This window comes from Planctellipticum variicoloris, from assembly GCF_030622045.1.
Classification (GTDB): domain Bacteria; phylum Planctomycetota; class Planctomycetia; order Planctomycetales; family Planctomycetaceae; genus Planctellipticum; species Planctellipticum variicoloris.
This window is the reverse complement of the sequence record NZ_CP130886.1, coordinates 4,868,008-4,893,052: the sequence shown is the minus strand read 5'-3', so window position 1 is coordinate 4,893,052 and position 25,045 is coordinate 4,868,008. Positions and strand designations below refer to the sequence as shown.

The following is a 25,045-nucleotide window of genomic DNA, read 5'->3' as shown; positions in this document are numbered from 1 at the left end:
AGCGTTCGAAGTGATCAATGAGTCGGGGAGGTTGGCAGCCCTTACGGCGTTAACGACTTTTCTGCAGGCGGATAGGGACCGAGATTGGCTTCCAGATACGAATCCTCTGGGCTGCGAGGGTTCCTCCAGTAGCGAATGACCGACCAGATTTCCCGGTCATCGAACTTCACCCTCATCGGCCAGGACGTCATCCGGCCCAGCAGGTAGTGCCAATGGTTCTCGCCGGTCCCGGCATCGCTACGAACCTCCAGCGTCATCAACAGGACCGGATCGGTCCCCTCAGAGAATCCAAACAGCGCACCGTCGACAACTCCATGTTCCGCGTCGCTCCACCGCAACAGCGGCTGCGACAGCAACCGGTCGGTCTGCCACTGGTTTTCCCGGGCGGACTCCACTTGAAACCGCCGGGCCAGCGCCCGGAATTGCGTCAGTCTCGCGGTCGGACTTTCAGCGGGCGCCGGGGCATCGGGGAGACGATCGAACTTCCGATTGGCAGTCCTCGGAGCCCAGACCCGAGCGCCGTCGCGCGTCGCCTGCAGAGGCTGGTCAGACAGCGAAGTCAGTTCCCACCACTGGTCCCCCGAATCGCGAAATGACAGACTGACGGCCGCCGCCGGATGAGGGCCGTCAAGCCACAGAAACGTCGCCCCGTCGCCGTGCGCTGAAGCTACGGGATTCGTGTAGCGCAACACTGGATGCTCTGTCGCGATCATCCGGCGCGGCGGGTCGTCGGTCGTCTCCAGAACGACGCGATCCAGCGTTGCTTTCATGAACTCGAGGCGTTCACGCCGCGCTTTCACGATTTGCGGATCCGGTTCCTCGGCGGAAACGCCCGCCGCCGACAACGTCCACCCCGCGATGAAGATCATCGCGTTGCGAGCTGCCGTCTGAAGTCGTCCGTCTGACTTCATCTTCGGTCGATCTGTCATTGGGAAACCCGCAACCACAGGACTCTCAGCACGAAACAGACTGCAGTCCGCGAGATGTCTAACGACCCGATTTCGGTCCGCCGCGTTCCTGCGACAGGACCTTGAGGTATCGCTCTACGAGATCCTGATACATGGGGGGCGTCGCCTCGTCGGCGATCGACGTCAGATCCGACAGCACCAGCGACTGGATGCGCGCCTGAAGCTCGTCCTGCACCTGAGCCAGCAGGCGGTCATAGTTCTGCGGCAGGACGAAGTGTCCTCCGTCCAGGTTCCACCTCCGGACCTCCTGCTGAAACGCCGGAGTCCCCCAGCCCGCCTTCTGAAACGCTTCGAGCAGCAGTTCGCGCTTCTCGCTGTCAGGATGCAATTCTTCGAGCTGCTGCAGCAGTTGACTGACGTCTCGATGCCAGGCCGCCACTTGCGCCGGCGTCTTCAACTCCTGCTGCCGGTCGCGCAGCTCCGCCAGTTGCCGCTCGATCTGCATCAGCGTTTCGGCCTGAGGCGCCACAATCGCCTGGTAAGCCGCGTCCAGCCGCTGCCCGGCAATCTCCAGTCGATCGGCGGCGTCCAGCGCCGCCAGACGGACTTCTTCCAGGGCTCCGCCCCGAATGCGGGTCTCCGCCTGCTTCAAGCCCGCAATCGTCTGGTCCAGTTGCGTCTCTTTGATGATCTCCGCGACCTTGCGGGCGATCTCCTGATCTCCCGGCTCCGTCGACTCCGCAATCGACCGCAGCACGTCCTGCAATGTTCGAGCCGTCTCCGCCAGTTTTGCGGCCTTCGCGGCGAGGGCCTGCCGCTGCTCGTCCTCTGTCATCCCAACGTCTGCTGTCCCGCCGCCGGAAGGCTCCTTCCGCTGCTCCTTGTTTTCACCCCCACCCCCACCGCCGGCGCCGTCTTTCCGTTCCTTGTCGCCGCTGTCACCGGCTGCGGGCTGGCCTTCGCCCCGGTCGCCCTTCTCCGCCGATTTCCCCCCTCCCGCTTCGGTCTTCTCCGTCAACTTCTCCCCGGCCTTTGGCGGCGATCCTTCACCCTGTCCACGAGTCTGGTTGACGGATTTTGGATCCACCTTCCCTTTGCCGCCGCTCGATTCGGAATTCAGGGCCCCCGGAAACTCCTTGGCAAATTGCCGCTCCAGCGCCGAGAGCTGTTCGGCCAGATTCCGCGCCGCCGCGACTTTCGGCGGCGTTTCCTCCTGCAACAACGCCTCCAGTTGCCGTGCAATTTCGCGGAACATCTCGGCCGCCTGCCGCGCTTCATCTTCGGCGGATTTCGAGTCTCCCCGCTCGATCGCCGCGGAGGCTGACTCGGCGACCTTCGCGGCCTCGGCGATGCGCTCCTTCGACAGATCAGAGGCTCGTTTCAACCGCGTCAGAATCCGCTCGATGTCGCGGGCCTCAAGCGTCGCGTCGAGCTGCTGATCCCGCAGCTCGTCCCGTGATGGCACCGCCGGTCCGTTCGATGCCGGCGACTCCGGTTGCGCCAGCGACGCAGAGATCGACCCCAGGACGATCAAGAAGGGGAGGGGAGTGATGCGCATGGCGGTCTCAAACTCTGGGGGGCGTTGATCGGGTTGACGACTGCGTCAATTCTGCGGGACGGCTGCTTCCGGCTTCTCGGCCTCGGATTCTGGCGGCGGCTGTTCTTCGTCTGACTTGGCGGGGGAAGCAGTCGTGCTGGACTTCAACGTGTTCGACACGGCCGTTTCCAGGCCGGCCAGTTCCTCCAGCCGGCGAATCAGCTCCTTGGCTTCTTCCTTGTCCGTCTTGGGCCGCCGCAGCTTCTGCGCCTGCATCCTGTCGAAGGCGCGGATCGCCGCCACCCGCGCCGGATCGGGGTTCTTGAGAATTCCGAGCGCCGCCAGGTCCCGTTGCTCGACCAGGAACTTCAGCGCGTCCCGCATCTGCAGCGTTGCGTTCTCCCACTTGCCGACCGACAGCGAGTCGACAGCCTGCAGCATCGCTGCCTCCGCCTGGTAGAACAGTTCGGTATCGTCGAAGCCCCGCGACTCAAGGCCCAGGGCCGTGTCTCGCGTGCTCTTCGCCAGTTCCGTTTCATACTGCATCAACTGATCGATCGCGTTGGCGTCGGACGGGCGTCCCGCGGCGGCGCGTTTTTCGATTTGTATCGTCCGGTTCAAGGCGAAACGCTGCCTTTGAATCAGCTCCGACAGCGACTTGAGCGAGAACCCGCCGCCCATGCCGTTCATGGGGTCGGGGTCGAAGACCTGGTACGTTCGCTTGAACGGGCGGATGTCGATGAACCGCAAGTCCGTCTCCGTCCGCTGCGGCGCGTTCGGCCGATTGTCCTCGGCATAGGCGAAGTACATGACGCTGTCCTTCTGCGTCAGCTCAAAGTGCTCCAACGGCAGCAGCCGTTCCAGGGCCGTGCGCGTCGTCGGACTGACTTTGCCGGTGGTCTCGACTTCTTTGGCCGCGGCTGCGACCACCGCAAAATCTTCCTGGACGAGGGGGACTTCCTGCTCGTTATTCACCTGAAAGATGATGCCCGCCTGAGTCAGGCCATAGTCGTCCTGCACGCGCACTCGCATCGGCAGTTCGGCCAGCGAGTGAACTTCCACGGCGTCGGCCGGCGACTCGAACGAGATCTCCGGAGGCTGGTCCTCGCGCACGCGGATCCGATACCACTGTTCCGGAAGCCGCGTCCCGTCCGCAGCGTCCGCAACGACTCGAAAGTTGGCGTCCTCGTTGAGCGTAATCGCCGCATGGCCGGTGCGACGGTCGAGTTCGTCGTCGCCTGAGGGGAACTCCAGCGAAAGGACCTCGCGGGGAGCGGCGGAGCCGTCCTCAGCGAGTCGTTTACGCCACGCGAATTCCAGCGACGCAGACTTCACCGGCTTGTCGAACTGAATCCGATAACTCGCCTGCGTTCCCTGCAGCACGCTCAGATTGCCGTCCAGCACCGTGCTCGTCGATTGACCGGTGTACTCCGGCGGCGTGAGCTCCACTTGCAGCTCCTCCACCTTCAATGGCCTGCGCAGCGAAATCCGGTAGATCGGACTGAAGATGTCGCCCGTGCTCGCCTGATATTCCAGCTCCCGGGTGAGTCGGTCGAGCCTCGCCGTCTGACGGACCTGCGGCCGCCCGGCATCGTCAGGGAAGCCGGGAGCAGCGGCCACGGACGTCGGCGGGACGTCGTCCGAACTGCCCACGGCCTGCTGCTCCCCGGTTCCCGAAGGTGGCGTGTCATTCCACGGCTCCAGCACCCGTTCCTGCCAGGTCGAGTCGAGATGACTCGACGATCGCGTATTGAGCACGATGCCGTGCCGATTTCGCCCCGTCACCTGGACCGTGACAGCGACGGCGCCTCCTTCGTCCACGGTCACATCGCCAGGCAGCACCGCCAGTTCCGAGTAGGGGAACTCCGCCAGCAAGGATCGCTGCAGCGCCGTACGCCATTCCCAGCTCGCAACGGCGGCCCCCGCCAACAGGGCGGAGACAGTGACCAGCACCCCGGCCATCAGCCACAACGTCCGGGTCGGGACGACTTTTTCCAGGATCAACGGCCGCGTCTGCAGGTTGGTCCGCTCGGCGAGCGCGGCGACCAGCGTCGTCGCAATCCCTTCCGCCTGGACCCGGCTTTCCGACCAGTCCCCAAACTGCACCGTCGTCCGCACCGCCTGACCCAGTTCCGGAAACGCGTCTTCAATGTCCGCTGCCGTCGACGGCCGGCGCCATTCGCCCACGAGCGCCAGAAGTTGATGGCCTGCGTATGCGACCGCCGCGACGACAATGGCGATCAGCCCGGCGATCCGCAGCGGCCGTCCGAGTTCCCATGCGAAATCCGCCCAGGCCAGCAGTCCCCAGCCCGCGGCGACGATCAGTAGAACGCCGCACACGATCTGCGCCAGCCGAACTCGCAACGCATGCGTCGATACGGATCGATAGCGGTCCAGAAATTGCGGCGCCGCTGGTGCTGCTGCGATCATGATTCGACTCCCGTCAACGAATCGGCCATCTCGTCCGCTACGCCGTTGTGCGATTCCCGACAAATCCTTCCAGCAGCAGGACGCACAGCAGGCCGCAGGCGACCCACGGCCATAGCTCATCCTGCTGGAATTCGACGCCAGCCGGCGCCGCCTCCGCGCCGGCGTCAGCCGTTCCAGTTTCGTCCAGGAACTGCACCGCAAACCGATCCTCGAAGTCCTGCTGCGAGCACCGTTCCGTTTCCGACTCCCGCGGACTGACATTGGTCACTGCCGCAAATCGTGGAAACTGCCGGATCCCAGGCAGATCCCCGGATGTCACCGCAACTGCAGCGGCGCCGGCCTCCGGTTCGCCCGCATCGACCAGTTGCGAACGGACCCGTCCGCCTTGCGCCAGTCCAACCTCGTAGCCCAGCAACTGATGAATCGTGGGCAGGTACATCCGGCTCAGATTCCAGTCGCCCCACCGCCGACCGCAGGAGGTCGTCACCCACAATACCCGTCCCTCGCCGACCTGCCGTTCGAGGATCGCCGGCAGCCCTGAGCTGAACTCTGCGAGAACCTGGGCATCGGCCGCGGGTTCGATCGGCGTGCATGTTGAGAACTTCCAGCGCCGCAGGTCGCCGTGCTGCGGATCGCTCATCGGCTGAAAGATGGGATGCTTTTCGTCCCAGCGCGACAGCCGCCACGGCAGATCGCGGGCGCAGCGGGGCTCGCCGATCGTTCCCGCATCCAGTCCCGCCGCCCGGAATGCGTCACCGGTAGCGGGCGTCACGAGTTCTCCCGTGAAGACCAGCAATCCACCCCCGGCTTTGACGAAACTCGACAACCGCGACAGCTCGTCGTGGGACAATCCCGCCACGTCGGCGAGGATCACCGCGTCGTAGTCGTCCAGGGTCGGCAGACGTCCGCCTCCATCAAGCGAGACGGCGTCCGGGGCGAATGGGCTGGCGGCGTACATTTCGCCGGGCGGCGCCAGTCGCAGGACGGCCTCCAGAAAGTAAGTCTCGCTGAGCAGCGGGTTTCCGGCCTGCTGACCGGAGGCGACCAGGACTCGATACGGCGGAGCGGCGGAAATGGCGAAGTATCGTTCATTGTCGAATGGCAAGTCATCTTCGTGTTCGATGAAGACTCGCCCCCGCCACAGCCCGGCCTCCAGTTCCGGCAGGTCGAAGTCCAGCAATACAGTCGCTCCCGGTTCGAGTTTCACTCGCTCCCGGAGGGTGATTCGTCCGACTAACTTCGAAAAATCCGTGGCAGTTTCCGTCGTTTTCTCCGCGGCTCCGGTCGTCAGGGCCGCCGTCGGCGCCCGACCGATTTCGACCACGACCGAGACCTCCTGCTGGGCAAAGCTTCCTCCGTGCAACAGCGCCGCCTGGAGTCGCGTCGATTCGTCGGGGCGGATCCACGTGCGCGGCACGCGGACTTCTGTCACGGCGAGATTGTTCACCACGGCCCGCCCCAGATCGTGCAGATGGGCCTCCGTCCCTGCGGGCAACGGCTCGACTTCGGTCCAGTTCAAACCCGACTGCTGCAGATCCGTAAACAGGTGCAGTTGTCGGGAGACTGCCGTGGACTTGATGAGAATGTCGCGCGCCCAGCCGAACGCGGCGCCGTAGTTTGTCGCCCCCCACAGTTCCTGCGGCGCAGCCAGTCGCGGCAACTCCGCTCTGGCCTCCGGATCGGTCTCGGGGTTCCGCAGCGGATGCACCTGATGATCGAAGAACGCCACCTCCACACGCGCCCCGCGGCCGGCCCGGTCGATCAGGTCCTGAGCCTCCGCCACAGCCTGATCGATCAACCGCCCCTGCTCCCCTTTCAACTGCATCGTCGCCGACCGGTCGATCAGCACCACGACCAGTTCCTTGTCGCTTCCTGTCGCGGCGGAGGTGAAATAGGGCCGGGCAAACAGCATGGCCAGCAGCGCCACCAGCGCCATGCGCAACGCCAGCAGAAACCACCGCATCACTTTTCGCCGCCTCGCATTTTCCTCCAGCACGATCCGCAGAAAACGGAGCGTCCCCAGCTCCACCCGCTTCGTCTTCAGACGGAAGAACAGATGGATCAGGATCGGCACCGCCAGCGCGGTCAGTCCCGACAGAAACACGGCTTGCAGAAAGGAAGGCATGGATCAGCAGTTTTCCGTCAGATCTCGGTCCTGGAGAGCCCGCAGCCCTCCGTCTCGGTTTTCGTCCACGAATTCACTCGCCAGTCCGAAAGTCCTGGTCTCAGACTTCAGATCATTTGCGAACGCCGCACCAGGTAATCCAGCAGCGCCTGATCGAGCCGGTCGTCGGTCGTCAATTCCACCCGGTCCACTCCCCGGTTCAGACACTCCTGCTGAAGCTGCCCGCGCCAGTCGTCGACCGCCTGCAGGTACTTCTCCCGCACCCCTTCGGCATGCGTGGTGATTTCCCCGCGCGTTTCCAGGTCTGTGAAGCAGATATTCCCGTCGAGCGGCAAATGCCGCTCCCAGGCGTCCCAGATCTGAAACGCAACGACTTCGTGATGTCGAAACCGGAGCTGGTCCAGCCCGTGTGTGATCGCCGGCAGATCGTCGAAGAAGTCGCTGATCAGCACCACCAGTCCGCGATGCCGGCACAATTCCGCCGCCTGCGGCAGCGCCCTCGCCGCATCCGACTTCGGCCGCGATCTGGTCGTCGCAATCATTCGCAGAATTTCATCCAGTTGATGCGGTTTGGCCCGCGGTTCAATGTGAGCAATGACCTCGTCGGCATACAGCGTCAGCCCGACCGCGTCGTGCTGCTTGAGCGCCAGGTGGGCCAGCGCCGCCGCCAGCGTCGTCGCATACGACAGCTTGCTGCAACCCGTGTTCGCGCATTCCATCGAACCGCTCACGTCGACCAGCAGTTGCAGCTCCAGATTGGTCTCGGCGTCGAACTCCTTCACGTACAGCCGGTTCTGCCGCGCGAACAGTTTCCAGTTGACGTGCCGCAGATCGTCTCCCTGCACATATTCGCGATGCGAGGCGAACTCGACGCTGAAACCGACGAACGGACTTCGATGCAGCCCGTGCAGAAATCCCTCCACGATCCCCCGCGCCCGCAGCTCGAGATTGTCGAGGCGGGAGAAAAAGGCCGGGTCAGTCGCTGATGGCGTGAGGTCGATCATGGTCTCTCTGCGGCGATCACTTCGGATCGACCGGTTCGCGGGGCGCATCGAAAAAGGCCCACGTCGGCAAGGGGTTGTAATGCGAAATGAAAGGAACTTCCCAGACGGTCTGGTCCAGGTGCTTGACGGTCAGGCCTCCTGTGGTCAGGCGTGCCGCCGCGTAGTGCCAGGCAGGCCCCCCGGCCGTCGGCCGCGATTCCAGCACCAGGACGAAGTCGGGGTTGGTTCCATTGGTCGAAAACGCGAAGACCGCCCCTTTGGGCGTTTTGGCGTCCGCGTCGTCGTATTCCAGCAGCGGCGTGGCCAGCAGTCGCATTTCCTGGGAATTCATCGTATCGGGGTTGGTCAGAATGCGGGCCGTGAAGTTCCGGGCCAGCTCCCGCAGTTGTCGCCGTCGCACAAGGCCTTTCTCCGCAACCGCGGGTGCGCCCGGGACTGGCTGGAAGCGGAGGCCCGGCTCCCGCGTCTGATAGCTGCGCCGCTCATCCCAGACCACCTTGATTCGCTGGCTCGCGAGTGAGGTGAAGCAGTAGCCCCACTGCGCGACGCCGGTATTGATGTTCTCTCGCGCTTCAATCTTTTCGAGCGCCACCGGTCGCCCTTCGTGAGTCCAGACCCACACGGTGGCGTCGATGAACCGTCGCGGCTGATCGTCGTAGCGGAAGACCGGCTGGTCGACAAGGCGCGGCTGCCCGCCGGCGGAATCATTCACGAACGTCACCACGGACTGCCCGGCGATCTCTCGCATCTGCGACAGCAGCTTCGCGCGCGTGCGCTCGCGATCTGCGTCCTCATCCGCCGAGGCCAGAATCGAAAAGCCCGCAACGAAGCACAGGAAGCTCCCGAGGATCAGCGAGCGACGCAGACGGATGGAAGCAGTCACTTGGGGTCCTCCGTCGGCACCGCTTCCAGCAGCCGGTTGATCAGCCCGTCGCTGTCGATGTTGTCGGCCCGGGCGTGGAAGTTCAGCACCAGCCGATGCCGCATCACAGGGTGTGCGACCTCTTTGACATCCGCAAAGTCGACATGATATTTGCCGGCCAGAATGGCCCGCGCCTTCGCCCCCAGCACCAGGTACTGCGAAGCCCGCGGACTCGCCCCGCACGAAATGTACTTGTGGATCGCTTCCAGCGACCTGGCCCCGATCGGCCCCGCCGGTACTCCCGGACGCGTCGCCGAGACCAGCCGCGCCGCATACCGCACCACGCCATCGGCGATCGGCACTCCCCGCACCAGGTCCTGCAGCCGCAGCACGTCTTCGGAGGTCAGCACCGGCGACGCCTGCGCCGTCACCGTGCTGGTCGTCCCTTTGACGATCTGCACCTCCTCGTCGACGGTCGGATACTTCACTTTCACGTTGAACATGAACCGGTCGAGCTGCGCCTCGGGCAGAGGATACGTCCCTTCCATCTCGATCGGATTCTGCGTCGCCACCACGTAGAACGGCGGCTTCAGCCGGTACGTCTCCCGACCGACCGAAACTTCCCCCTCCTGCATCGCCTGCAACAGCGCCGCCTGCGTCTTCGGGGGCGTCCGGTTGATCTCGTCCGCCAGCAGAAAGTTCGTGAAGACCGGCCCCGGCATGAACGACACCCGGTGCTTGCCCGTCGTGGGATCCTCGTCCATCACATCCGTGCCCGTGATGTCGGCCGGCATCAGGTCGGGCGTAAACTGAATCCGCCGAAACTCCATGTCCAGCGTCCGCGCCAGCGTCCGCGCCATCAACGTCTTGCCCAGCCCCGGCACGCCGTGCAGCAGAATATGCCCCCGGCACAGCATGCCGATCAGCAGCGAGTCGATTACGTCGTGCTGGCCGACCACCACCCGGGCCAGCTCCTGCCGGATCTTCTGTCGCGCCTCGCCCAGCCGGGCAACTGTCGCGGCGTCATCATTCAACGGAGCATTCGTCATGGAACTCGATTCCGCGAAAGCAGGGTCTGAAACTACAAAATTTGCGATATTTACCGTGAATCATTCGAGGTCGGTTCTGATCGGCCATCGTCTTCCAGCCGGTTCTCATTCAAAGTCGTACCCGGCGATTGAGTCCCTGGGCTCGGTCGCCGCATTTGTTCGGCGGCCTCCGCTTCCCGTGGATCGATCAGGTCGTCGCCATCCGCGTCGAGCTGCTCGAAGGCATCCCGCGGCCCCAGAAATTCCCGGAACGTCAGATCGCCATCGTTGTTGCGATCCCAGCGCTGAAACCAGATCGGACCCACCGGGCGCGGACGCGCAGCAGCCGTGGCGACCTGCGGATCCGCCGAGCGATCGCTCACGCCGAACGGGTTGAAGACCCCGCGCGAAAACTCGATCCGATAGTGCCGCGCCGGCTCCAGTTCTCCCAGCCCCGGCTTCTCGTCCCGTTGCATGGTCGCCAGCGACTTGTCCGCATACCGCATTTCCCGGACCGAGATCCGCCGATCGCTGTTGACGTCCAGGGCTGAGAAAAATCCCGCTCCGTCGTCGAATACCGTAATCTGGCACGTCGTCGCCACCGGTTCGCCCCGCGTCCGGATGAAGGTCTTCATCTCTTCGCCGAAAATCTTCTCGTCCCCGTCGGCGTCGATCTGGTCAAACAGGCCCCGCCCGAACCGCTCCCGGCTCATCGTTTCGTCCCGGTCGAGGTAGCCGTTACTGTCCCCGTCGAGCTCGTTGAATGTTCTCAGCGCAATCGCCATCGAAGTTTCAAAGGGATCGACATCCCGCGCAGTGAATGAAATCACCGCGGTCGGCAGTCGCACGGTCGCCGCATCCGGATTGCGGTCGCCGTCCGTCCGTGGTCCCGAAGAGGTCAAGACCCTCAGCATCGACCGCCCTTCAGCCCGCACCACGTCGACCGCCAGTTCCGCGTCGACTTGCGAGTCATTCAGCCGGCCCAGCTCCCGGACGGTCAGCTTCCCGTCGCCATCGGTGTCGCAGCCGGCGAGTCGTTGCGGCGACCAGCCCAGCTCCTCCGCCGTCAGCCGCTGGTCCCGGTTGCGGTCGTACTTGCGGATCATCTGCGCCGGCAGCAGCGTCTGGTGCGTATCTCGCAGGATGTCCGCCACCGTCGCCGTGGGGGCCACCGGCTGACCGAGCAGCGCCGCAACCGGCGCCACGGCGGGATCGAGGGGGGGCGTGAACTCGTCGAACGTCACGCATTCGTCGTCGTCGGAGTCTTTTGCCAGCAGCAGGTCGACCGCTTCAAACATCTCATCTTCGTCGATCACGCCGTCCATGTTCGCATCCAGCAGCTTGAAGACCGCCGAATCGTTGCTGGAAGCGGTCGAGTTCTGCCGGTACACGACAGTCTCGCCCCCCAGCCGTTCAAAGCGCCGCTCGACATCCCGCCGCGACACCGCCAGCTCCGCTCCCAGCGACTTGAGAAACTCTTCAGCCCGCGGACGCTGTTTCTCGCGGAACAGCGGCGAGCGCTGCGCTTCTTCCCGAGAGAGTTTTCCGTCCCCGTTCGCATCGAGCTCCTGCAGCAGCCGATCCACGTGATTTTGCCGGGCATCGGCCGGAGAGACGCCACCTACCGCCACCGCCACCCGCAGATGAACCGGTCCGCTCTCCAGCATCAGAATCACATCCCGCGTCTCCGCGCTCGGCGAAACCTCGGCCGCCGGGACTGCATTCGCGAGACCGAAACTTCCCGCAAGTACGAGCATCGATCCCCCGCACAGGCGGCGGCACCGCCCGGCGTTCGTCCATCTCGTGCTCGCATTCGTCCGGCCCATTGAATCCATTCCCGTTGGCTCATGCTCAGGGCATTGGCTCTGCTGCTCTGTCGGAAACGTCCACCGCCTGCTACGCCTTCACAATCTCCTCAATCACCTTGCCGCCCCGATCCACCACCGCAATCGGCCGCCCCTCGGGCGAAATGTTTTCCAGACCGGGGTCGATCCCGATCGCCGCGCAGAGCGTGGCGTACAGATCCGCCAGTTTGACGGGGCGCTCCGCCACTTCAGTTCCCGCTTTTCCGGTCGAACCGACAACTTGCCCTCCCCGGACGCCCCCCCCTCCCAGCACTGTCGACCAGGCCAGCGGGTAGTGGTCCCGTCCCGTCGTCCCGTTGATCTTGGGCGTTCGCCCGAATTCCCCCATCCAGACGACCAGCGTCGACTCCAGCAGGCCCCGGTCCCGCAGGTCGTCCATCAACGCCGACCACGCCGGGTCGAGCGTCCCGCATAACCGCTGGACGGCGTTGAAGTTATCAGCGTGCGTGTCCCATCCCTCAAGCGTCACTTCGACAAACGCCACGCCTCGTTCCACCAGCCGACGCGCCAGCAGACACCCTTGCCCGAACCGGTTTCGTCCGTAACGGTCCCGCAGCTCCGCCGTCTCTTCGTCGAGCTTGAAAGCCCCCTTGGCGTTCGTGGCGATCATCCGCATCGCCCGCTCGTAGTTGGCTTTGTGAGCTTTCGCCGACGGGCTCGTGACCCGGCTCGAAAAATCATTCTGCAGAAACTTCGAGACTTCGAACCGCCCGGCCAGCGTGGCGGCGGAAACCCCCGCCGCGGGCTTCAGGTTCTCGATGGTCAGATTCGCCCGCGCCTCCGGATCGCTGCTGTCCCCTGAGACCACCAGCGGGGCATAGTTCGGCCCCAGAAAGCCCGGTCCACCGGCGTCTCCCATCCGGAACGGAGAGACGCTCACATAATGCGGCAGGTCCCCCTCGTCATTGCCCAATTCCTTCGCAAACAGCGACCCCAGACTCGGGTAATTGACCCCTTCCTGGCCCGGACGATGCCCCGTCAACATCAGCCGCGTCGCCCGGTCGTGATCTCCCTCCTGCGTCGTCAGACTCCGGATGATCGCCAGATCCTTCATCTGCCGCGCGACGCCCGGCAGGTGCTCACTGATCTCAATCCCCGCAACCGCCGTCTCGATTGTCTTCGATGGTCCGCCGTTCTCGTGCCCCGGCTTCAGATCGAATGTGTCCGTCTGCGTCGGCCCCCCCGCCATCCAGAGCAGGATGCACGCCCGGTGGTTTTTCTCCTGGCCCGCCGCCTCCGCCAGCGCCGGCAGCCACGCGGAACACGTCACCCCCAGCGCACTCGCGAGAGACGTCTGCAACAGATCGCGTCGAGTCAGCTCACCACGTGACATTGCCAATCCTCCACCGGACGGCCCGGACAGACCTGCCCGCGCCGATTTCCACGAACGGTTACCGCTCCAGCACAAACTCCGGACTGTTGAGCAACCCCCAGAAAATCTCGGCAAATGCTTCCTGCTGCCGTCGCTCGTCCGTTTCTTTCCGCACATGCGCCAGCAGAAATTCCTGCTCCTGTGGACTCGGCCGCCGGCTCAGCGTCGCCAGATACAATGTCTCCAGCTTCGCTTCCGCATTCAGGAACGGGGCGTCAAGCACCCCCCGCAGCGTCCGGCTCTGTTCCAGATCCGTCGCCTCCGCCGTCAGCCGTCCGTTCATCATCAGCAGCGCTTGCGGAATTCCCGCCCGATATTCCTCGGGAGCGTTCGCCGCCGCCTCGTTCATCCGGGAAATGAGCTGATCCCGCAGACCGTTGAACCGCGCCCCTCCATCCGCCCGCGAAATTGGCAGCGCCAGCGCCTGTTCCAGCGAATCGAAGATCTGCTCCGGCTGCAGCGCCTTGACCGGTCGAAATCCCGGCGGCGGAATCTCCCCCTCTTCCAGCGCGACGCAACCCCGCTGATAAACCCGGCTCTTGCAGATCCCGGTCATCAGCCACCGCAGATCGAATCCCGCATCCACAAACAGCTCCGCTAGCTCGTCCAGGATCTCCCGCTCCTCGGCCGACGCCAGATCCAGATCGTCGACCGAATCCGTCAGCCCCCGGCCAACGAGCTGCTGCCACACCCGGTTCACGGCAGTCGCCGCAAAGTGCGCGTTTTCCCGCGAAACCATCCAGTCAGCCAGCGCCTGCCGCGGCGTCTTCCCGGCCGGGACTTCCGCCGGCCCGCCCCCCAGATAGGCCGCCGTGTAGTCTTCCAGTCCGTTGAGCGGCCGGATTTTCGCGACCGCCACATCCGCCACGGTTCCGTTTTTCACCCCGGCAAAGAACGCCGCCATCCCCCAGAAATCCTGCTGCTTCCAGGAGGCAAACGGATGGTTGTGACATTCGGCGCAGCCGATTCGGACGCCGAGAAACACGCGCGAGACCGCACTCGCCGAGGTCTCCGGCTTCCCGCCGGTCGCCAGATAGAACACCGCAGGGCCGCCCGACATCCCCATCTGGGGATTCGTGGCGACCACGGGCGTTCCGTCGGTGCTGCTCGCCGTCACCAGTTTGCGGGCCAGTTCGTCATAGGGGACGTTGGCCAGGAACTGCTCCCGCAGCCACGGCTCCAGACCGATCGCCATTCTCGCTTCGGGCGTATTGCCGGGCGCCATCATCCGCCGCCACAGCGTGGCCCAGTGAGCCGCCGTCCGCGCCGCATGCTTTTCCGGCCGCCGGGTCTCGTTCAGCAACTGATCGACCAGCGCATCTCGTTTCTGTTCGCCGGCATAGTCCAGAAACTCGCGCGCCTCCGAGACGCGCGGCAGCGTTCCCCCCAGATCGAGATAGGTCCGCTTGAGGAACGTGGCGTCATCCACGACGGCGGAGGGCTCGATTTTGGAACGTTCCCACTCCCCCTCGAACCGGCGGTCGATCCACTCGGCCAGATCCCGCGTCGACAGGCGCATCGCCGGCTCCTGAGCCGCCGCCGCGCCGCCGAGCAGCGTCACTGTCATCAACAGGGAGGAGGCTTTGAGGAGCATGGCTGTCGCTCTCCGCCGGTCGGGATTTTCTGTCGCGATTCTGCCGTGTGGCGAAGGAAGCTCGCAACCACGATGATGCAGAATGAAGAACGGAACTGCGATCCAATGTAGTCGGAATGTCTGTAGCGTCAAGAGGCAAGTCGATTTTTTTTGAGAAGTGGCGGCCGACGGCATTTGTGTGTCGAGGTGTCGCCAGCCGACGGACTGAGGCCGCCGTCAGCATCATCCGCCGCAGGAGCCCCGCCGTGACTGCACCGAATTCCCGCCGGGAACTCCACTTCGAGTCTCTGGACGACGTCCTCCGCGACGTCGAATCGCTGCAGGCCGGCGGCTGCGAATCGCTCGGCCGCTGGGAACTCTCGCAGACCTGCCTGCATCTCGCCGACTGGATGCAGTTCCCCCTCGACGGCTTCCCCCGCCAGCCGGCCCCGATCCGCGGCCTCCTCTGGCTCCTCCGCCACACGATCGGCCGCCGCCAGTTCCAGCGGATTCTCGCCACCGGCCGCATGCCCGCCGGCGGCCCGACCATGCCCGAGACCGTCCATGTCTCAGGCGGCGAAGACGCTGCCGCCGTCGAAAGGCTGCGCCACGCCGTCGCCCGCTTCGAAGCCCACACCGACTCCCTCCATCCGTCGCCTCTGTTCGGTCCGATGGACCACAACCAGGCTCGACGGCTGCAGTTGATTCACTGCGCGCATCATCTGAGTTTTCTGCGGCTGCGGAATGTGGGTGAGGCTTCCTCGTAGTTGTCGATAATTCGCGGGGTGGACCAAGCTAGCCCACCCCGCGAATTGCTCCGGATTTCAACGCAGCTCGTCGCATCACTTGTGATCGCGCGGTGGCGCCAGGCAGATGCGGAAGCCATCCCGGGAGTCGGAATAGTGGGGACCGGCAAGTCCCAGGCGAACCGCGCAGCGGGCATTGCCGGGAACGTCGAAGTAGTTCCCCCCCCGACAGACCGGGCGCGGATTCTCTTTGACCGTGTACAGCTCTTCGTGGCCTCCCTTGGGATCAAAATGGTCGAGGATGACTTCCCAGACTCCGCCGCACATGTCGGCGACGCCGAAACCATTGCGGCCTCGTTCTTTGTAATGATCCACCGGTGACACAAAGGAAAACCCGTCGCTCCAGGGGGCGCTGGACAGCGGCCATTTCTGTTTCCGGTCGGGCAGGAAATCGACCGCCGAAATATTGAATCGTCCTTCGCCTTCGCTCAGTTCGTTCCCCCACCAGAAATACTGGCTCTCCTTGCTGCCGCCGCGGCAGGCATACTCCCACTCCGTTTCCGTGGGCAGGCGGTACTCCAGGCCCTCCGGCAGGCGTCCCGCCGCGCGTTCGTGTTTGGTGAGCCACGCGGCAAACGCCCGCCCGTCGGCCCAACTCACGCACACGACGGGAAAATCGTCGCGCAGGGGGAATTGAAAGTTCGGATCGCGCCAGCTCTTGCCCGTCATCGGCTCCCAGGGATGAGTCACTTTGGTCGTCAGGTTGTAGCTGGTCCATTTCGGATTGAAGCACTGCGTATGACCGCCGGGCCGTTCCGCATCGGTGACGTATCGGGTCTCGTCGACGAAGCGCCGAAACTGCCCGACGGTCACCTCTGTGCGCCCCATCCAGAATCCGTCCTTCACGCGCATCTTCCGCGGTTGCTCGCCTTCATACGATTCGCGTTCCGTCCCCGCCTGAGCGCCCCCCTCGATCCCCGTGGCCCACAGTTTCTCCTCCGGCGTGCTCCCCATCAGGAACTCGCCGGGCGGGATGTAGACCGATTCCAGCACGATCTCGCCGCCCAGGTCGGCCCGGATCGCATCGCCCTGTTTGGGCTCGCCGCCGCTTGCCGAAGCGGCTCCGATCATGATGATCGTTAGAGCGTACCAACTCGACCGACTGCGGTTCTGCATGAACTTCTCCAATCGTTTCCGGGACGTGTGGCAGAGAAAATCAGTTGCCAGCAAGATCCACTGGACGAGTCATTTCGTCGGCGCGGCCTCGACACTCTGCGGAAAGCGGCCGGTCACAGACCGTGTCTGTTCGCAGCCACGGGGGTCGGGGTTCATGGTCGGGGCAGAAAACTCAGCCGTGCTCCAGACGCGTTCAGTCTCGGAAATTGCGGCGGTTCGAATTCTTACATGTCCGTCGCTTGAATTCACCTGATCGGCTCGGGATGTCGGCCGATTTCCTTCGGTGACGATGTCTTTCTCACTCTGGCTCTCGTCCTCGCCGCGTCGCGCAGGCTCAGGCCGATGCCGACTGGGCGGTCGTCACAGAAGATAACCGCGCCATGCAGGTCGAAACCGACAGGCTCGAAGCCGTCATCTCTGATCGCAGCCCCGAGCCGTGGATGACCGGCATCGAGAAGGGGCCTTTCTCGACAAAACCACCGGCTTCCGCGAAGTCAGGAGCGGGCTGATGGTCATCGACTGGCTCCTGGAAGCCGGCAGCGACGAAGCCTGGAACGACCGGGTCATCGCCGCCCGCAACGTCGACTGGTTCGACTCGATCGACGACACGCACAAACTCCGCGACCGCGACAAAGGCCACCCCGCGCTGCAGGCCGACAAAACAGGCTGGAAGCTCCTGGAGTCGCAGTCGTCCGCCGGTCGCGTCGGACCCGTCGAGGCTCAGCCGGCCGCGGAAACCTCACCCGCTCGATCGCCGCCCGTCACCTCGATCAGTTCGCCCTCCGCCACGCGGATTACCCGCGTGGCCAGCCGCAACGTGCTCTGTCGATGCGTCACCATGATCATCGTGCACCCGCAGCCCTGTTCCAGCAGGGCTTCGTGGATCAGGTCCTCGCTTTCGACGTCGATCTGGCTGGTCGCTTCCCGGAAGAGATCTCAGCTCCGGAACGGCGGACACCCCATCCGCCTCCGCGGGCGATTCTGTCACACGGGCTGGCTCTGAACATCGGCTATTTCCGCGGCGTCGGATTTAGATCCGTTGGACTCTTCCCGTCTGCCGCGGCCACTGCGCCAGACGGCAACCAGGCCTTCGAACATGGCGAGCGCGACAAAGGACACGCCGATCGTGGGGAACATGACCGACACGACAATCAGCGACGCCACGAGCCACTTCGAGATCGGCTCGGAGTCGCGTTCAGTTCGTGACGCCGCCGTCGCCAGCGGGCGATTCGCGATCTTCTGCTTGCCCCGCCGTTTCCACCACCAGATCAGGTATCCCGTGATGGACAGCAACGGCACCCCCAGGCACGCCAGCAGTGCGATGACCTTCGTCGGCAACCCGAAGATGGACCCATAGTGGATCGTCAGACTCAGCCGCGCGAACTTCATCATCGGATGCAGATCGTCCCAGGTTGCACTCGACAGCAGCGCACCCGAGTATTGGTCGAAGGTCCAGGACCGGTAACCTCCCCGGTTCGACCACAGCGGACGCGCTTCTTGATTGGCGGTCACCGTGATGCAGTCGGTCGGACCCCGCGGCAAGGTGACGCTCAGCGGCGCGTCGTCGGCGACATCGCGCCGCACGACCGCCAGCACCTCGTCCATGCCGATGGTTCCCCGGCCCTCCATCGGAACGGATCGGGGTCTTTCAGATTCCGACCGGCTGCTGCCGCCGGTGGCGTTCATCAGCGTAAAGTAGAGCTTTCCGGAGTACGTCGAGAACACCATCCCCGTCAGGCACATGAGCAGCACGAACAGCGAAACCCACGCCCCGACGGTGTTGTGAAGGCGCCAGTTCACCTTGTACGCCGATCCGCGCAACGACAACGTCAAACCGTGCCACAGCGTCTTGATTGTCTTCGGCCACCACAGGAAACAGCCGGTCAGCGTCAGCACGATTCCCCAGCCCGTAATCAGCTCGATGATCGAGCTCCCTGTCTCTCCCGACAGCAGCCGCCGATGCAGTTGCTCGACGATTCGCAGGAACGACGACTCCCACATCCGCTCGCCGACAATCTCGCCGGTCCGGGGGTTGACCCACACGTGACGGAATCCCCCCCTTCCGGTCGCCGAGAACCAGTACTGATGCGGTTCGCCGCCCTTCCGGTTCTGTCGATACAGCACCAGCGTCTCCGTCGGATAGGCGCGCCGGACTCCATCGATCAGCGACTGTTCCGTCACCGGCGCAAGCGCGGACTCCGAAGAAGTCGGCGGCAGCGTCCAGAGATCGGGCCGCAGCCAGTGATCGATCTCCGGCGCAAAGACCAGGATCGATCCGGTGACGGCGATCAGCATCAGCAGCGGCCCACCCAGCAGGCCCGCGTATTTGTGCCATTTCCAGAACAGTTGCCGGTAGTTGTACCGACGGAGGCGTTCGACATTCATGGATCGAAGGTTCTCTCTTCCGGCAGCTCATGCGGGATCGCCGTCCAGGCCGCTCCGAACGTCAACTCTGCGGAGCCCTCGCCGCCGCGCCGCTCAGAATCTGCTGAGCCTCCAGAACGTCGGTCGGAGGAGCTTCGAGGTCGAACGGAGGCAGCAGCGTGTTCTCCGGATCAATCGTCACCCGGAACGTCGACGCCTCCGGCCGGACGTACTTCCCCTTCAGGAAGTCGCGCGAACTGGTCCCCCCCTCCGGCCAGAAGAACGTCACGATGTACGTCCCTTCGACGGCCCCGTCGGCGGGGCCGTTGGTCGAAAGCTGGAACTCGCCGGCCTCGTTCGTGACCGCGACCGGCCGAGCCGCATTCGCCGTCACGCCGGGATCGGTGTGATTGAACACGATCGCGACCCCTTTCTGCAGCTCTCCGTTGATCCGAACGCTGCCGGACACCTGATACTTCACAAGGCCATCGTCGCGGCCCCGGCCGCACCCGCCGGCGAGAGCGACGGTCAACACAGAAACGGTGAGAACGCTGGCACGCATCGGTCGGAACTTTCCTGTCAGATTCCAGAAACCAATCGAGGGACCGGGAGTTGGCTCGCGCTCGGCGACTACTCTCGTGTCGCCGCGGACGACGCCTTGCATTCGTCCGCGACAGTCCGCGCGACGACAGACCATGCGCGGTTCAGAATTCGCCCACGGGCTGACCGTCGTCCCGGGTGACGACGCGAACCATCGTGGTCAGGTCGATGTTCTGTCCGATAAATCGGACCGAACCGTCCCCCAGCAGTGCGAAGGCCCCGCCAGGATGAAAACTGTAAAGATTGGCGCCGTCGCTGTTGCAGTTGACGACGCAATTGCCGCCATGCTGCACCAGCCCGTCATAGCTGTAGCCCCGCATCGAAAGACGGCTGAATCCCGCCCAGATCCGCCAGTGCAAGCTGGTGTTCGTGGAGAGGACCTGACGGTCTGCGCGATACACCACGCCCCCTCCCGCAATCTCGGTCACGAGCAGCGTGTTGCTCAGGCCGTCCGTGACCTCGGAAATCTTGGTCGAGAAGCCGTTGTAGGGCATCAGCCCCACCGTCGACACGCCATTGACCGCCGTGTTGGACGAGCACGCGTATTCGTTGATGCCGACCTTGATCACCTCGCCGTTCGTGGCTCCGATCCAGTTGAAGGCCGCCGTATCGACGGTCATTTCCACCACGGGTTGCGCAGGCGACGACGGGCATTTGAACAGCGGCAGCGAAAGGCCGACGATCGGTCGATTCGCGGGATCGAGATGGCTCAGCGAAGAATTGTACTGGTTGAAGGCGCCCGCCTGATCGACGTACGGCAATAGGCTCCGAGCCCAGCAGGCCGAGATCGCATACTGCGGCCCCAGGCTCGACCAGCTCTGGCTGATCGGAAAACGACCGTAGACGTCGTTGTAGTTGTGCATCGCCAGTCCCATCTGTTTGAGATTGTTGCGACACTGCGTGGCGCGCGCCGCCTCGCGGGCCTGTTGCACCGCGGGAAGCAGCAGCGCAATCAGAATCGCAATAATCGCAATCACGACCAGAAGCTCAATCAGTGTGAAACCGGCGCGACGCATATGCGTCTCCTTTCTCGCGGGAAAGCGGCAGGGATGGAAGAATCGGTCATCGAATCGGCGTGCTGGCGGACGGCTGGCAGTCTCAATTTCAGGCGTTTGGAATGTTCGTCGCGGACTTCACCGCGCTGGCAGGACTCCTCGCAGGCGGCGAATGACGTCGCCGACCTGCCATGCAATGGCGGAACTCTCGCCCGGCCCGCGGCCCGCGTCTCTCTGGTTCATCGGGGCAGGTCGCGAGCCGGACGACGCAGTTCGGAAAACCCCGACCGGCGTCGTTCTCCAGGCGGAGCGGTCTGCGCTCGCAGGATCTGGCGAACGGCCCGCAGCAGCAGGTCCGCCGCAATCACCCCCGCAAAACTGATGCTGAACCAGAACAGATGGATCGCCAGCAGGATCATGAAGCGCCGCCTTCAGCACGAGTGGCCCTCTCGACTCAGCAGCAGCACTTCCTGACGCTGCCGGCATCAGCATGCCCGCTCGTCGTCGCTCACCGCTTCGAAAACGCCGATCAACCGCGCCAGGCAGCATTGGCATTGCATCCCTTGCACATGTTCGTGCGTCAGTCCGCCGATCAGCAGCGCCCCGTCGGCGGAGCGTCCCTGCGTATGCAGGAAACCCGCCAGGCCGATCCGATACGTGATGTTGTCGGGCGCCAGTTGGATCGCGTGTCGCGCGGACGCTTCGATGCGCGAAACCGGCGCTCCGCAGCGCCCGAGGTAATACGACAGATCGAAATACGGCTGCGCCGCTTCGGGTTCGAATTCAATGGCCCGTCGGCACGCAATGACCGCCAGGTCGGGTTCATCCAGCACGTCAAGCCCCGCCGCCGTTCCGAGCAACGCCGGCAGCGTCGCCGAGTCGCGCCGCAGCACCTGGTGGTACAGGCTGCGGGCCCACTCCGTGGGGCCCTCGGCCAGATAGCAGTCGGCGAGAGCGCACTCCGCCACGGAACTCAACGGCACGCGCACCGAAGCCTCCTCCAGCGCGGCGCGGGCCTGCCCCCACTGTCTCCAGGCATGATAGACCAGCCCCAGCAACTCCCAGCCGCGCCCGCAGTCTCCGTTGAGCGAGAGATGCCGGTGCAACGTTCGATGCGCCACGCCAAGATGCCCCTCCGCATAGCTCCGGCAGGCACGTTGCCACGCAGAAACTTCAGCCGTTGTCGATTCCGTCTGGGACACGACCAGGACTCCTTCAAGTGAGTTTTCGGGTCACAGGAACCCCCCGCCGACGCCACTGCGGACAGACTGTGGCGCCGGCGCGGGCTCATTGGGTCGGGCCTCTTGCCCGCTTCCCGGCAGGCGGGTCATGCCGCCGGGGGATCGTGTCCTCCATGGCACGACCGGCTCAATGGCGGGGAACGGGCGGTCGCAGTACACAACCGCCAGCGCGCCGCGCGAAACACATTCAGAGGCGAGCGTTGGTCACACTCGCAGGTCGCGCTGGCGGGGGTCGCCGCAGTGGCAATTCACCTGGCTGGCAAAACGAGATTGAGATTGAGTCTCAATGTCAGCGAGAGTTTAGGCCCGCCCTCCCGGGATTTCAACCCAATCTCACGAATTTTCTTTCCGTACCCGCCCCGCGACGCCTGATTGTCGGACGACCGATCAGCGGAAATCTCCGCCTGATACCACTGCGCTACGAGCAGCTCGGAGAATTCACGACCATTTCGCTGCAGACAGGCATGAGATCCACGGGCGGCGAGGACTTCGGCGAGCGGGCTGCTGCTGACACTCATGGCGTGCCGCTGGCGTTGGAGATCTGAGTCGGAAAGTGTCGTGATCGGGATTCCGCAACAAGCCGACTTCGCGGCGACCGACAGTCTGACTTCGCCGTCCTGTCATCCGGGGGGGAAGGCTGAGTCGGCGCCTTCGCCGCGATTGCGAGCATCGTCTGCCAGCGCCTCGTACCGCTTGCGGATCTTGGACAGTTCGGCTTCGCCGAGCTCCTCCAGATCAATGAACGAATTGCTGGCATGCTTGTGAATGCAGATCAACTCGTCCAGTTTTAACTGGATCGCGATCGTATCCTGGTTCTGCGAAGTCTGGATCACGAAGACCATCAGAAACGTCACGATCGTCGTGCTGGTGTTGATGATCAGTTGCCAGGTATCGCTGAAACCCAGGAACGGTTCCGTTGCGAGCCAGAGGACGATGACTCCGGCCGCACAGGCGAACGCCAGCGGTGATCCTGCAACCTGCGATGCTCGTTTGGCAATGCGGGAAAACCAGTTCTCCAGGAAGTCCTCCTTCTCAACGGCTTCCTGCAGTCATTCGATTGCGAAGCGGGAAACTCGAAGATTCGAATGCTCCGTGCCCGATGTCGCCCGCGGCCGATCGCCGACAATGTGTGAGATATCGAGCGCTGGCCGGAACCGGGTACGGTCTTCGGTGTGGCCGAGATCAATATCGGCCGACGGCAGGATTCGTTGTCCCCATTGCGATTCGCGCGGATCAGGAAATCGGCAATCCCGATTCGGGGCAGAGAGACGCACTGCGGCTGCAGACGATCGGAAGAAATCGACATCCATGAAACCGTGCGTCTGCTAACCGCGTCCAAAGCTTGCGGATACATGCCGCACATTTTAAGCCCTGCCAGGTCGCGCCCCTCCGTAAGCCGCTGCAATTTCAACCGGCGGAATCGGCTCGGCTCTTCGCCGTCCTGGTCCGGTCTCGGGCGACTCGTGAGAGGGGCCGCATCGACCGCTATGGTCGCTCGGCGGCTCACCATCGCTCCCTCCGAACTGATCAAGAAGTGAGTGCTGGGGTTCCGGCCACAATTGTCAGCAGCCGGATTCAAGCCTCTCCAGCCGATTGAGGTCTCGAATCGCGGGGAGAGCGATTGCCATCGGAAAATGCACGACTGACTGCGGTCGGGGCGCCTTCGCAGAACGGACGGCGCTCACCGAGCCGAAAAGACCGCAGCGCCGCTTTCTCAACGGACGGTCCCGAAACGGCTGGCGGTTGAATCAGTTTTCAGTCTTGCCCGTGAGACTCTCGTTCGTGCTGCGATTCCGGTACAGGGCCGGGTCGATCGCCTGCAGCATCTGCTCGGTTGACGGGCGGCCGTCGAGAAACTCGGCGACGCGACGGACCTCCGTCTCTGTATCGCTCAGCACACGATTGTAGCTGACGCTGAGGACCTGCATGTGACGTTGCTGGGGTAGCCAGCGGGTGAGGCGTTCCAGATGGATGTTGAACGATTTCCGCATCGAGTCCGCCGGCGCCGCGGGACGATTGAGCCGCCGCAGCATCTTCTCCTGCGACTCCAGCACTTCGTCCAGTTCCCGTTCCATGAAGACGATTCGATACTGCTCCGTCGACGGAAGGTCGTACAGCAGCGAAGAGACCATCTTCACGACCTTGCCCCGCGCAGCGGGGAGCCACGAGGGATCGACCTTCGTTTGTTTCACCCGTTCGAACTCAAAATAGCCGCGCGGGTTGTCGGTGTCGGCGGTGCGGATTTCGTCAGTGACGACGGGGAGGCCGCCGCGATGCAGCATCTGCATCATCAGTGACGTCCCCGAACGGGGCAGCCCGGAAACGATGATGATTTCGGAGTCCAGCGACATGGGTCGGTCTCGCGTTCCAGCATTCGATCAGATCTTGACGTTCAACAGCGGCCGAGCTGCAAATCCCGCCGCCATCGAGACCAGAAACCAGTAGGCCAGCCACGAACGGCTGCCCGACGTCCAGGACAACCGCTCGGGAAAATCGACCTCGATCGACTGTACCGGCGACTCGGCGGGGAAGGGGGTCTCGTGGGGATGGAGCAGGACTTCCGTCAGGTTCCAGCCGGGGCGTTTCAGGCTCGTCGGCAGGAAACCGTCGCCGACGGCAAGTTGCTTCGTGACGGTCTGTTCGCCGACCCCAAAGGTCAGATGATGGATTCCTGGTTCTTGTGCGACGATATTCCAGCAGATCAGGTGCTTGCCGGGGACGCGGACCGGGCCGGCACCCAGTGCGATGCCGGGAGCCTCCTGCAGACGGACTTCGGGAATCGGCTGTTCGTCGCGGTTCGCCAGGTGCAGCGTGACCACGGCCTCTTCGCCGACGGCCAGCGGACGGGCCTGGTACCACAGCGAGAGCTGCCCCAGCAGCAGGCACATCGGCGCCAGCATGACGAGCATTGGCACGAAGGAAAGTGTCAGGAGTCGGACGGCCCCGGCGAGCAGTTCCCCCTGGCAGCGCAGTCCCACGCGCAGGTCGTCTTTAAACAGCGACAGCGCCAGCAGGTTCGCGCGGATGCGATTGCGCGTGCGCTGTATCGCGCTCTGGTTCGAAGTGTGCTTGAAGACGTAGAGCATCGCGATCCCGGTCGCGACGGCAATCGCGGTGGCCGACAGCCAACCCGGCAGCCAGGCTACCGGTGCGAGTGCGACGCCTGCGATGCCGCCGGCGAGCGCATTCAGCCAGACGACCAGTTGCGTAAGCATGACT

The 25,045-nt window shown here is 64.0% G+C and carries 22 protein-coding genes; 3 read left to right on the top strand and 19 right to left on the bottom strand.

All coding sequences use genetic code 11. The annotated features are described in order from the left end of the window. Positions 1-41: 41 nt before the first annotated feature. The 10 genes from SH412_RS19020 to SH412_RS18975 all read right to left on the bottom strand — a co-directional run bounded on the left by SH412_RS19020 (position 42) and on the right by SH412_RS18975 (position 14,725). A complete protein-coding gene (locus tag SH412_RS19020; protein ID WP_336519593.1) occupies positions 42-911 on the bottom strand; it encodes a hypothetical protein in 870 nt (289 codons plus the stop codon). A 76-nt stretch (positions 912-987) separates the two neighbouring features. Next, positions 988-2,466, bottom strand: coding sequence for a hypothetical protein (locus SH412_RS19015; RefSeq protein ID WP_336519592.1), 1,479 nt, complete (start codon positions 2,464-2,466; stop codon positions 988-990). A 45-nt stretch (positions 2,467-2,511) separates the two neighbouring features. Beyond that, positions 2,512-4,875, bottom strand: coding sequence for a DUF4175 family protein (locus SH412_RS19010; protein ID WP_336519591.1), 2,364 nt, complete (start codon positions 4,873-4,875; stop codon positions 2,512-2,514). Positions 4,876-4,912: 37 nt separating this feature from the next. Next, positions 4,913-7,000 (bottom strand): BatA domain-containing protein, encoded by a 2,088-nt coding sequence (locus SH412_RS19005; protein WP_336519590.1) that lies wholly within the window; start codon positions 6,998-7,000, stop codon positions 4,913-4,915. Between the two features lie 107 nt (positions 7,001-7,107). Beyond that, positions 7,108-8,004 carry a DUF58 domain-containing protein gene (locus SH412_RS19000; RefSeq protein ID WP_336519589.1) on the bottom strand — a complete coding sequence of 299 codons (897 nt, stop codon included), beginning with the start codon at positions 8,002-8,004 and terminating at the stop codon, positions 7,108-7,110. Between the two features lie 16 nt (positions 8,005-8,020). Beyond that, the gene (locus tag SH412_RS18995; protein ID WP_336519588.1) at positions 8,021-8,887 is read right to left on the bottom strand and encodes a hypothetical protein; all 867 of its coding nucleotides are present in this window, start codon (positions 8,885-8,887) and stop codon (positions 8,021-8,023) included. After that, complete coding sequence (locus SH412_RS18990; protein ID WP_336519587.1) at positions 8,884-9,915, bottom strand: AAA family ATPase; 1,032 nt, start codon at positions 9,913-9,915, stop codon at positions 8,884-8,886. The genes SH412_RS18995 and SH412_RS18990 overlap by 4 nt, the downstream gene beginning before the upstream one ends. Before the next feature lie 50 nt (positions 9,916-9,965). Then, on the bottom strand, positions 9,966-11,651 hold the full coding sequence (locus SH412_RS18985; RefSeq protein WP_336519586.1) for an EF-hand domain-containing protein: 1,686 nt from the start codon (positions 11,649-11,651) through the stop codon (positions 9,966-9,968). 139 nt (positions 11,652-11,790) lie between these two features. Further along, complete coding sequence (locus SH412_RS18980; RefSeq protein ID WP_336519585.1) at positions 11,791-13,092, bottom strand: DUF1501 domain-containing protein; 1,302 nt, start codon at positions 13,090-13,092, stop codon at positions 11,791-11,793. A gap of 58 nt (positions 13,093-13,150) precedes the next feature. Further along, positions 13,151-14,725, bottom strand: a complete 1,575-nt coding sequence (locus tag SH412_RS18975; RefSeq protein WP_336519584.1) for a DUF1549 domain-containing protein — start codon at positions 14,723-14,725, stop codon at positions 13,151-13,153. A 245-nt stretch (positions 14,726-14,970) separates the two neighbouring features. On the opposite strand from SH412_RS18975, the gene SH412_RS18970 reads away from it, so the two are divergent. Further along, the gene (locus SH412_RS18970) at positions 14,971-15,471 is read left to right on the top strand and encodes a DUF1569 domain-containing protein (RefSeq protein ID WP_336519583.1); all 501 of its coding nucleotides are present in this window, start codon (positions 14,971-14,973) and stop codon (positions 15,469-15,471) included. Positions 15,472-15,546: 75 nt separating this feature from the next. Here SH412_RS18970 and SH412_RS18965 read toward each other — a convergent pair whose 3' ends face one another. Then, positions 15,547-16,626 carry a formylglycine-generating enzyme family protein gene (locus tag SH412_RS18965; protein ID WP_336519582.1) on the bottom strand — a complete coding sequence of 360 codons (1,080 nt, stop codon included), beginning with the start codon at positions 16,624-16,626 and terminating at the stop codon, positions 15,547-15,549. Positions 16,627-17,006: 380 nt separating this feature from the next. Here SH412_RS18965 and SH412_RS18960 point away from each other — a divergent pair, with 380 nt between their 5' ends. Both SH412_RS18960 and SH412_RS18955 read left to right on the top strand, forming a co-directional pair. After that, the gene (locus tag SH412_RS18960) at positions 17,007-17,135 is read left to right on the top strand and encodes a hypothetical protein (RefSeq protein WP_336519581.1); all 129 of its coding nucleotides are present in this window, start codon (positions 17,007-17,009) and stop codon (positions 17,133-17,135) included. Continuing rightward, a complete protein-coding gene (locus SH412_RS18955) occupies positions 17,135-17,629 on the top strand; it encodes a hypothetical protein (RefSeq protein WP_336519580.1) in 495 nt (164 codons plus the stop codon). The genes SH412_RS18960 and SH412_RS18955 overlap by 1 nt, the downstream gene beginning before the upstream one ends. On the opposite strand, the gene SH412_RS18950 is transcribed toward SH412_RS18955, so the two are convergent. From SH412_RS18950 to SH412_RS18915, 8 genes are all read right to left on the bottom strand, one after another. Continuing rightward, the gene (locus tag SH412_RS18950) at positions 17,611-19,011 is read right to left on the bottom strand and encodes a PepSY-associated TM helix domain-containing protein (protein ID WP_336519579.1); all 1,401 of its coding nucleotides are present in this window, start codon (positions 19,009-19,011) and stop codon (positions 17,611-17,613) included. The genes SH412_RS18955 and SH412_RS18950 overlap by 19 nt on opposite strands. 61 nt (positions 19,012-19,072) lie before the next feature. Continuing rightward, complete coding sequence (locus tag SH412_RS18945) at positions 19,073-19,552, bottom strand: hypothetical protein (protein ID WP_336519578.1); 480 nt, start codon at positions 19,550-19,552, stop codon at positions 19,073-19,075. A 142-nt stretch (positions 19,553-19,694) separates the two neighbouring features. Then, a complete protein-coding gene (locus SH412_RS18940; protein WP_336519577.1) occupies positions 19,695-20,606 on the bottom strand; it encodes a DUF1559 domain-containing protein in 912 nt (303 codons plus the stop codon). 218 nt (positions 20,607-20,824) lie between these two features. Next, entirely contained in the window at positions 20,825-21,004 is a 180-nt protein-coding gene (locus SH412_RS18935) for a hypothetical protein (RefSeq protein WP_336519576.1), read from the bottom strand. 66 nt (positions 21,005-21,070) lie between these two features. After that, positions 21,071-21,787: a tetratricopeptide repeat protein gene (locus SH412_RS18930; RefSeq protein ID WP_336519575.1), complete on the bottom strand. Its 717-nt coding sequence runs from the start codon at positions 21,785-21,787 to the stop codon at positions 21,071-21,073. 659 nt (positions 21,788-22,446) lie between these two features. After that, positions 22,447-22,824, bottom strand: coding sequence for a low affinity iron permease family protein (locus tag SH412_RS18925; protein WP_336524174.1), 378 nt, complete (start codon positions 22,822-22,824; stop codon positions 22,447-22,449). 750 nt (positions 22,825-23,574) lie between these two features. Beyond that, entirely contained in the window at positions 23,575-24,177 is a 603-nt protein-coding gene (locus SH412_RS18920; RefSeq protein WP_336519574.1) for a sulfotransferase domain-containing protein, read from the bottom strand. A 27-nt stretch (positions 24,178-24,204) separates the two neighbouring features. Continuing rightward, on the bottom strand, positions 24,205-25,041 hold the full coding sequence (locus SH412_RS18915) for a hypothetical protein (RefSeq protein ID WP_336519573.1): 837 nt from the start codon (positions 25,039-25,041) through the stop codon (positions 24,205-24,207). Positions 25,042-25,045: the final 4 nt, after the last annotated feature.

What these genes read in the sequence shown, in the direction of transcription:
- SH412_RS19020 (WP_336519593.1), bottom strand. Translation starts at nt 911, where the DNA reads ATGAAGTCAGACGGACGACTTCAGACGGCAGCTCGCAACGCGATGATC.
- SH412_RS19015 (WP_336519592.1), bottom strand. Translation starts at nt 2,466, where the DNA reads ATGCGCATCACTCCCCTCCCCTTCTTGATCGTCCTGGGGTCGATCTCT.
- SH412_RS19010 (WP_336519591.1), bottom strand. Translation starts at nt 4,875, where the DNA reads ATGATCGCAGCAGCACCAGCGGCGCCGCAATTTCTGGACCGCTATCGA.
- SH412_RS19005 (WP_336519590.1), bottom strand. Translation starts at nt 7,000, where the DNA reads ATGCCTTCCTTTCTGCAAGCCGTGTTTCTGTCGGGACTGACCGCGCTG.
- SH412_RS19000 (WP_336519589.1), bottom strand. Translation starts at nt 8,004, where the DNA reads ATGATCGACCTCACGCCATCAGCGACTGACCCGGCCTTTTTCTCCCGC.
- SH412_RS18990 (WP_336519587.1), bottom strand. Translation starts at nt 9,915, where the DNA reads ATGACGAATGCTCCGTTGAATGATGACGCCGCGACAGTTGCCCGGCTG.
- SH412_RS18985 (WP_336519586.1), bottom strand. Translation starts at nt 11,651, where the DNA reads ATGCTCGTACTTGCGGGAAGTTTCGGTCTCGCGAATGCAGTCCCGGCG.
- SH412_RS18980 (WP_336519585.1), bottom strand. Translation starts at nt 13,092, where the DNA reads ATGTCACGTGGTGAGCTGACTCGACGCGATCTGTTGCAGACGTCTCTC.
- SH412_RS18975 (WP_336519584.1), bottom strand. Translation starts at nt 14,725, where the DNA reads ATGCTCCTCAAAGCCTCCTCCCTGTTGATGACAGTGACGCTGCTCGGC.
- SH412_RS18965 (WP_336519582.1), bottom strand. Translation starts at nt 16,626, where the DNA reads ATGCAGAACCGCAGTCGGTCGAGTTGGTACGCTCTAACGATCATCATG.
- SH412_RS18960 (WP_336519581.1), top strand. Translation starts at nt 17,007, where the DNA reads ATGCAGGTCGAAACCGACAGGCTCGAAGCCGTCATCTCTGATCGCAGC.
- SH412_RS18955 (WP_336519580.1), top strand. Translation starts at nt 17,135, where the DNA reads ATGGTCATCGACTGGCTCCTGGAAGCCGGCAGCGACGAAGCCTGGAAC.
- SH412_RS18950 (WP_336519579.1), bottom strand. Translation starts at nt 19,011, where the DNA reads ATGAATGTCGAACGCCTCCGTCGGTACAACTACCGGCAACTGTTCTGG.
- SH412_RS18945 (WP_336519578.1), bottom strand. Translation starts at nt 19,552, where the DNA reads ATGCGTGCCAGCGTTCTCACCGTTTCTGTGTTGACCGTCGCTCTCGCC.
- SH412_RS18940 (WP_336519577.1), bottom strand. Translation starts at nt 20,606, where the DNA reads ATGCGTCGCGCCGGTTTCACACTGATTGAGCTTCTGGTCGTGATTGCG.
- SH412_RS18935 (WP_336519576.1), bottom strand. Translation starts at nt 21,004, where the DNA reads ATGATCCTGCTGGCGATCCATCTGTTCTGGTTCAGCATCAGTTTTGCG.
- SH412_RS18920 (WP_336519574.1), bottom strand. Translation starts at nt 24,177, where the DNA reads ATGTCGCTGGACTCCGAAATCATCATCGTTTCCGGGCTGCCCCGTTCG.
- SH412_RS18915 (WP_336519573.1), bottom strand. Translation starts at nt 25,041, where the DNA reads ATGCTTACGCAACTGGTCGTCTGGCTGAATGCGCTCGCCGGCGGCATC.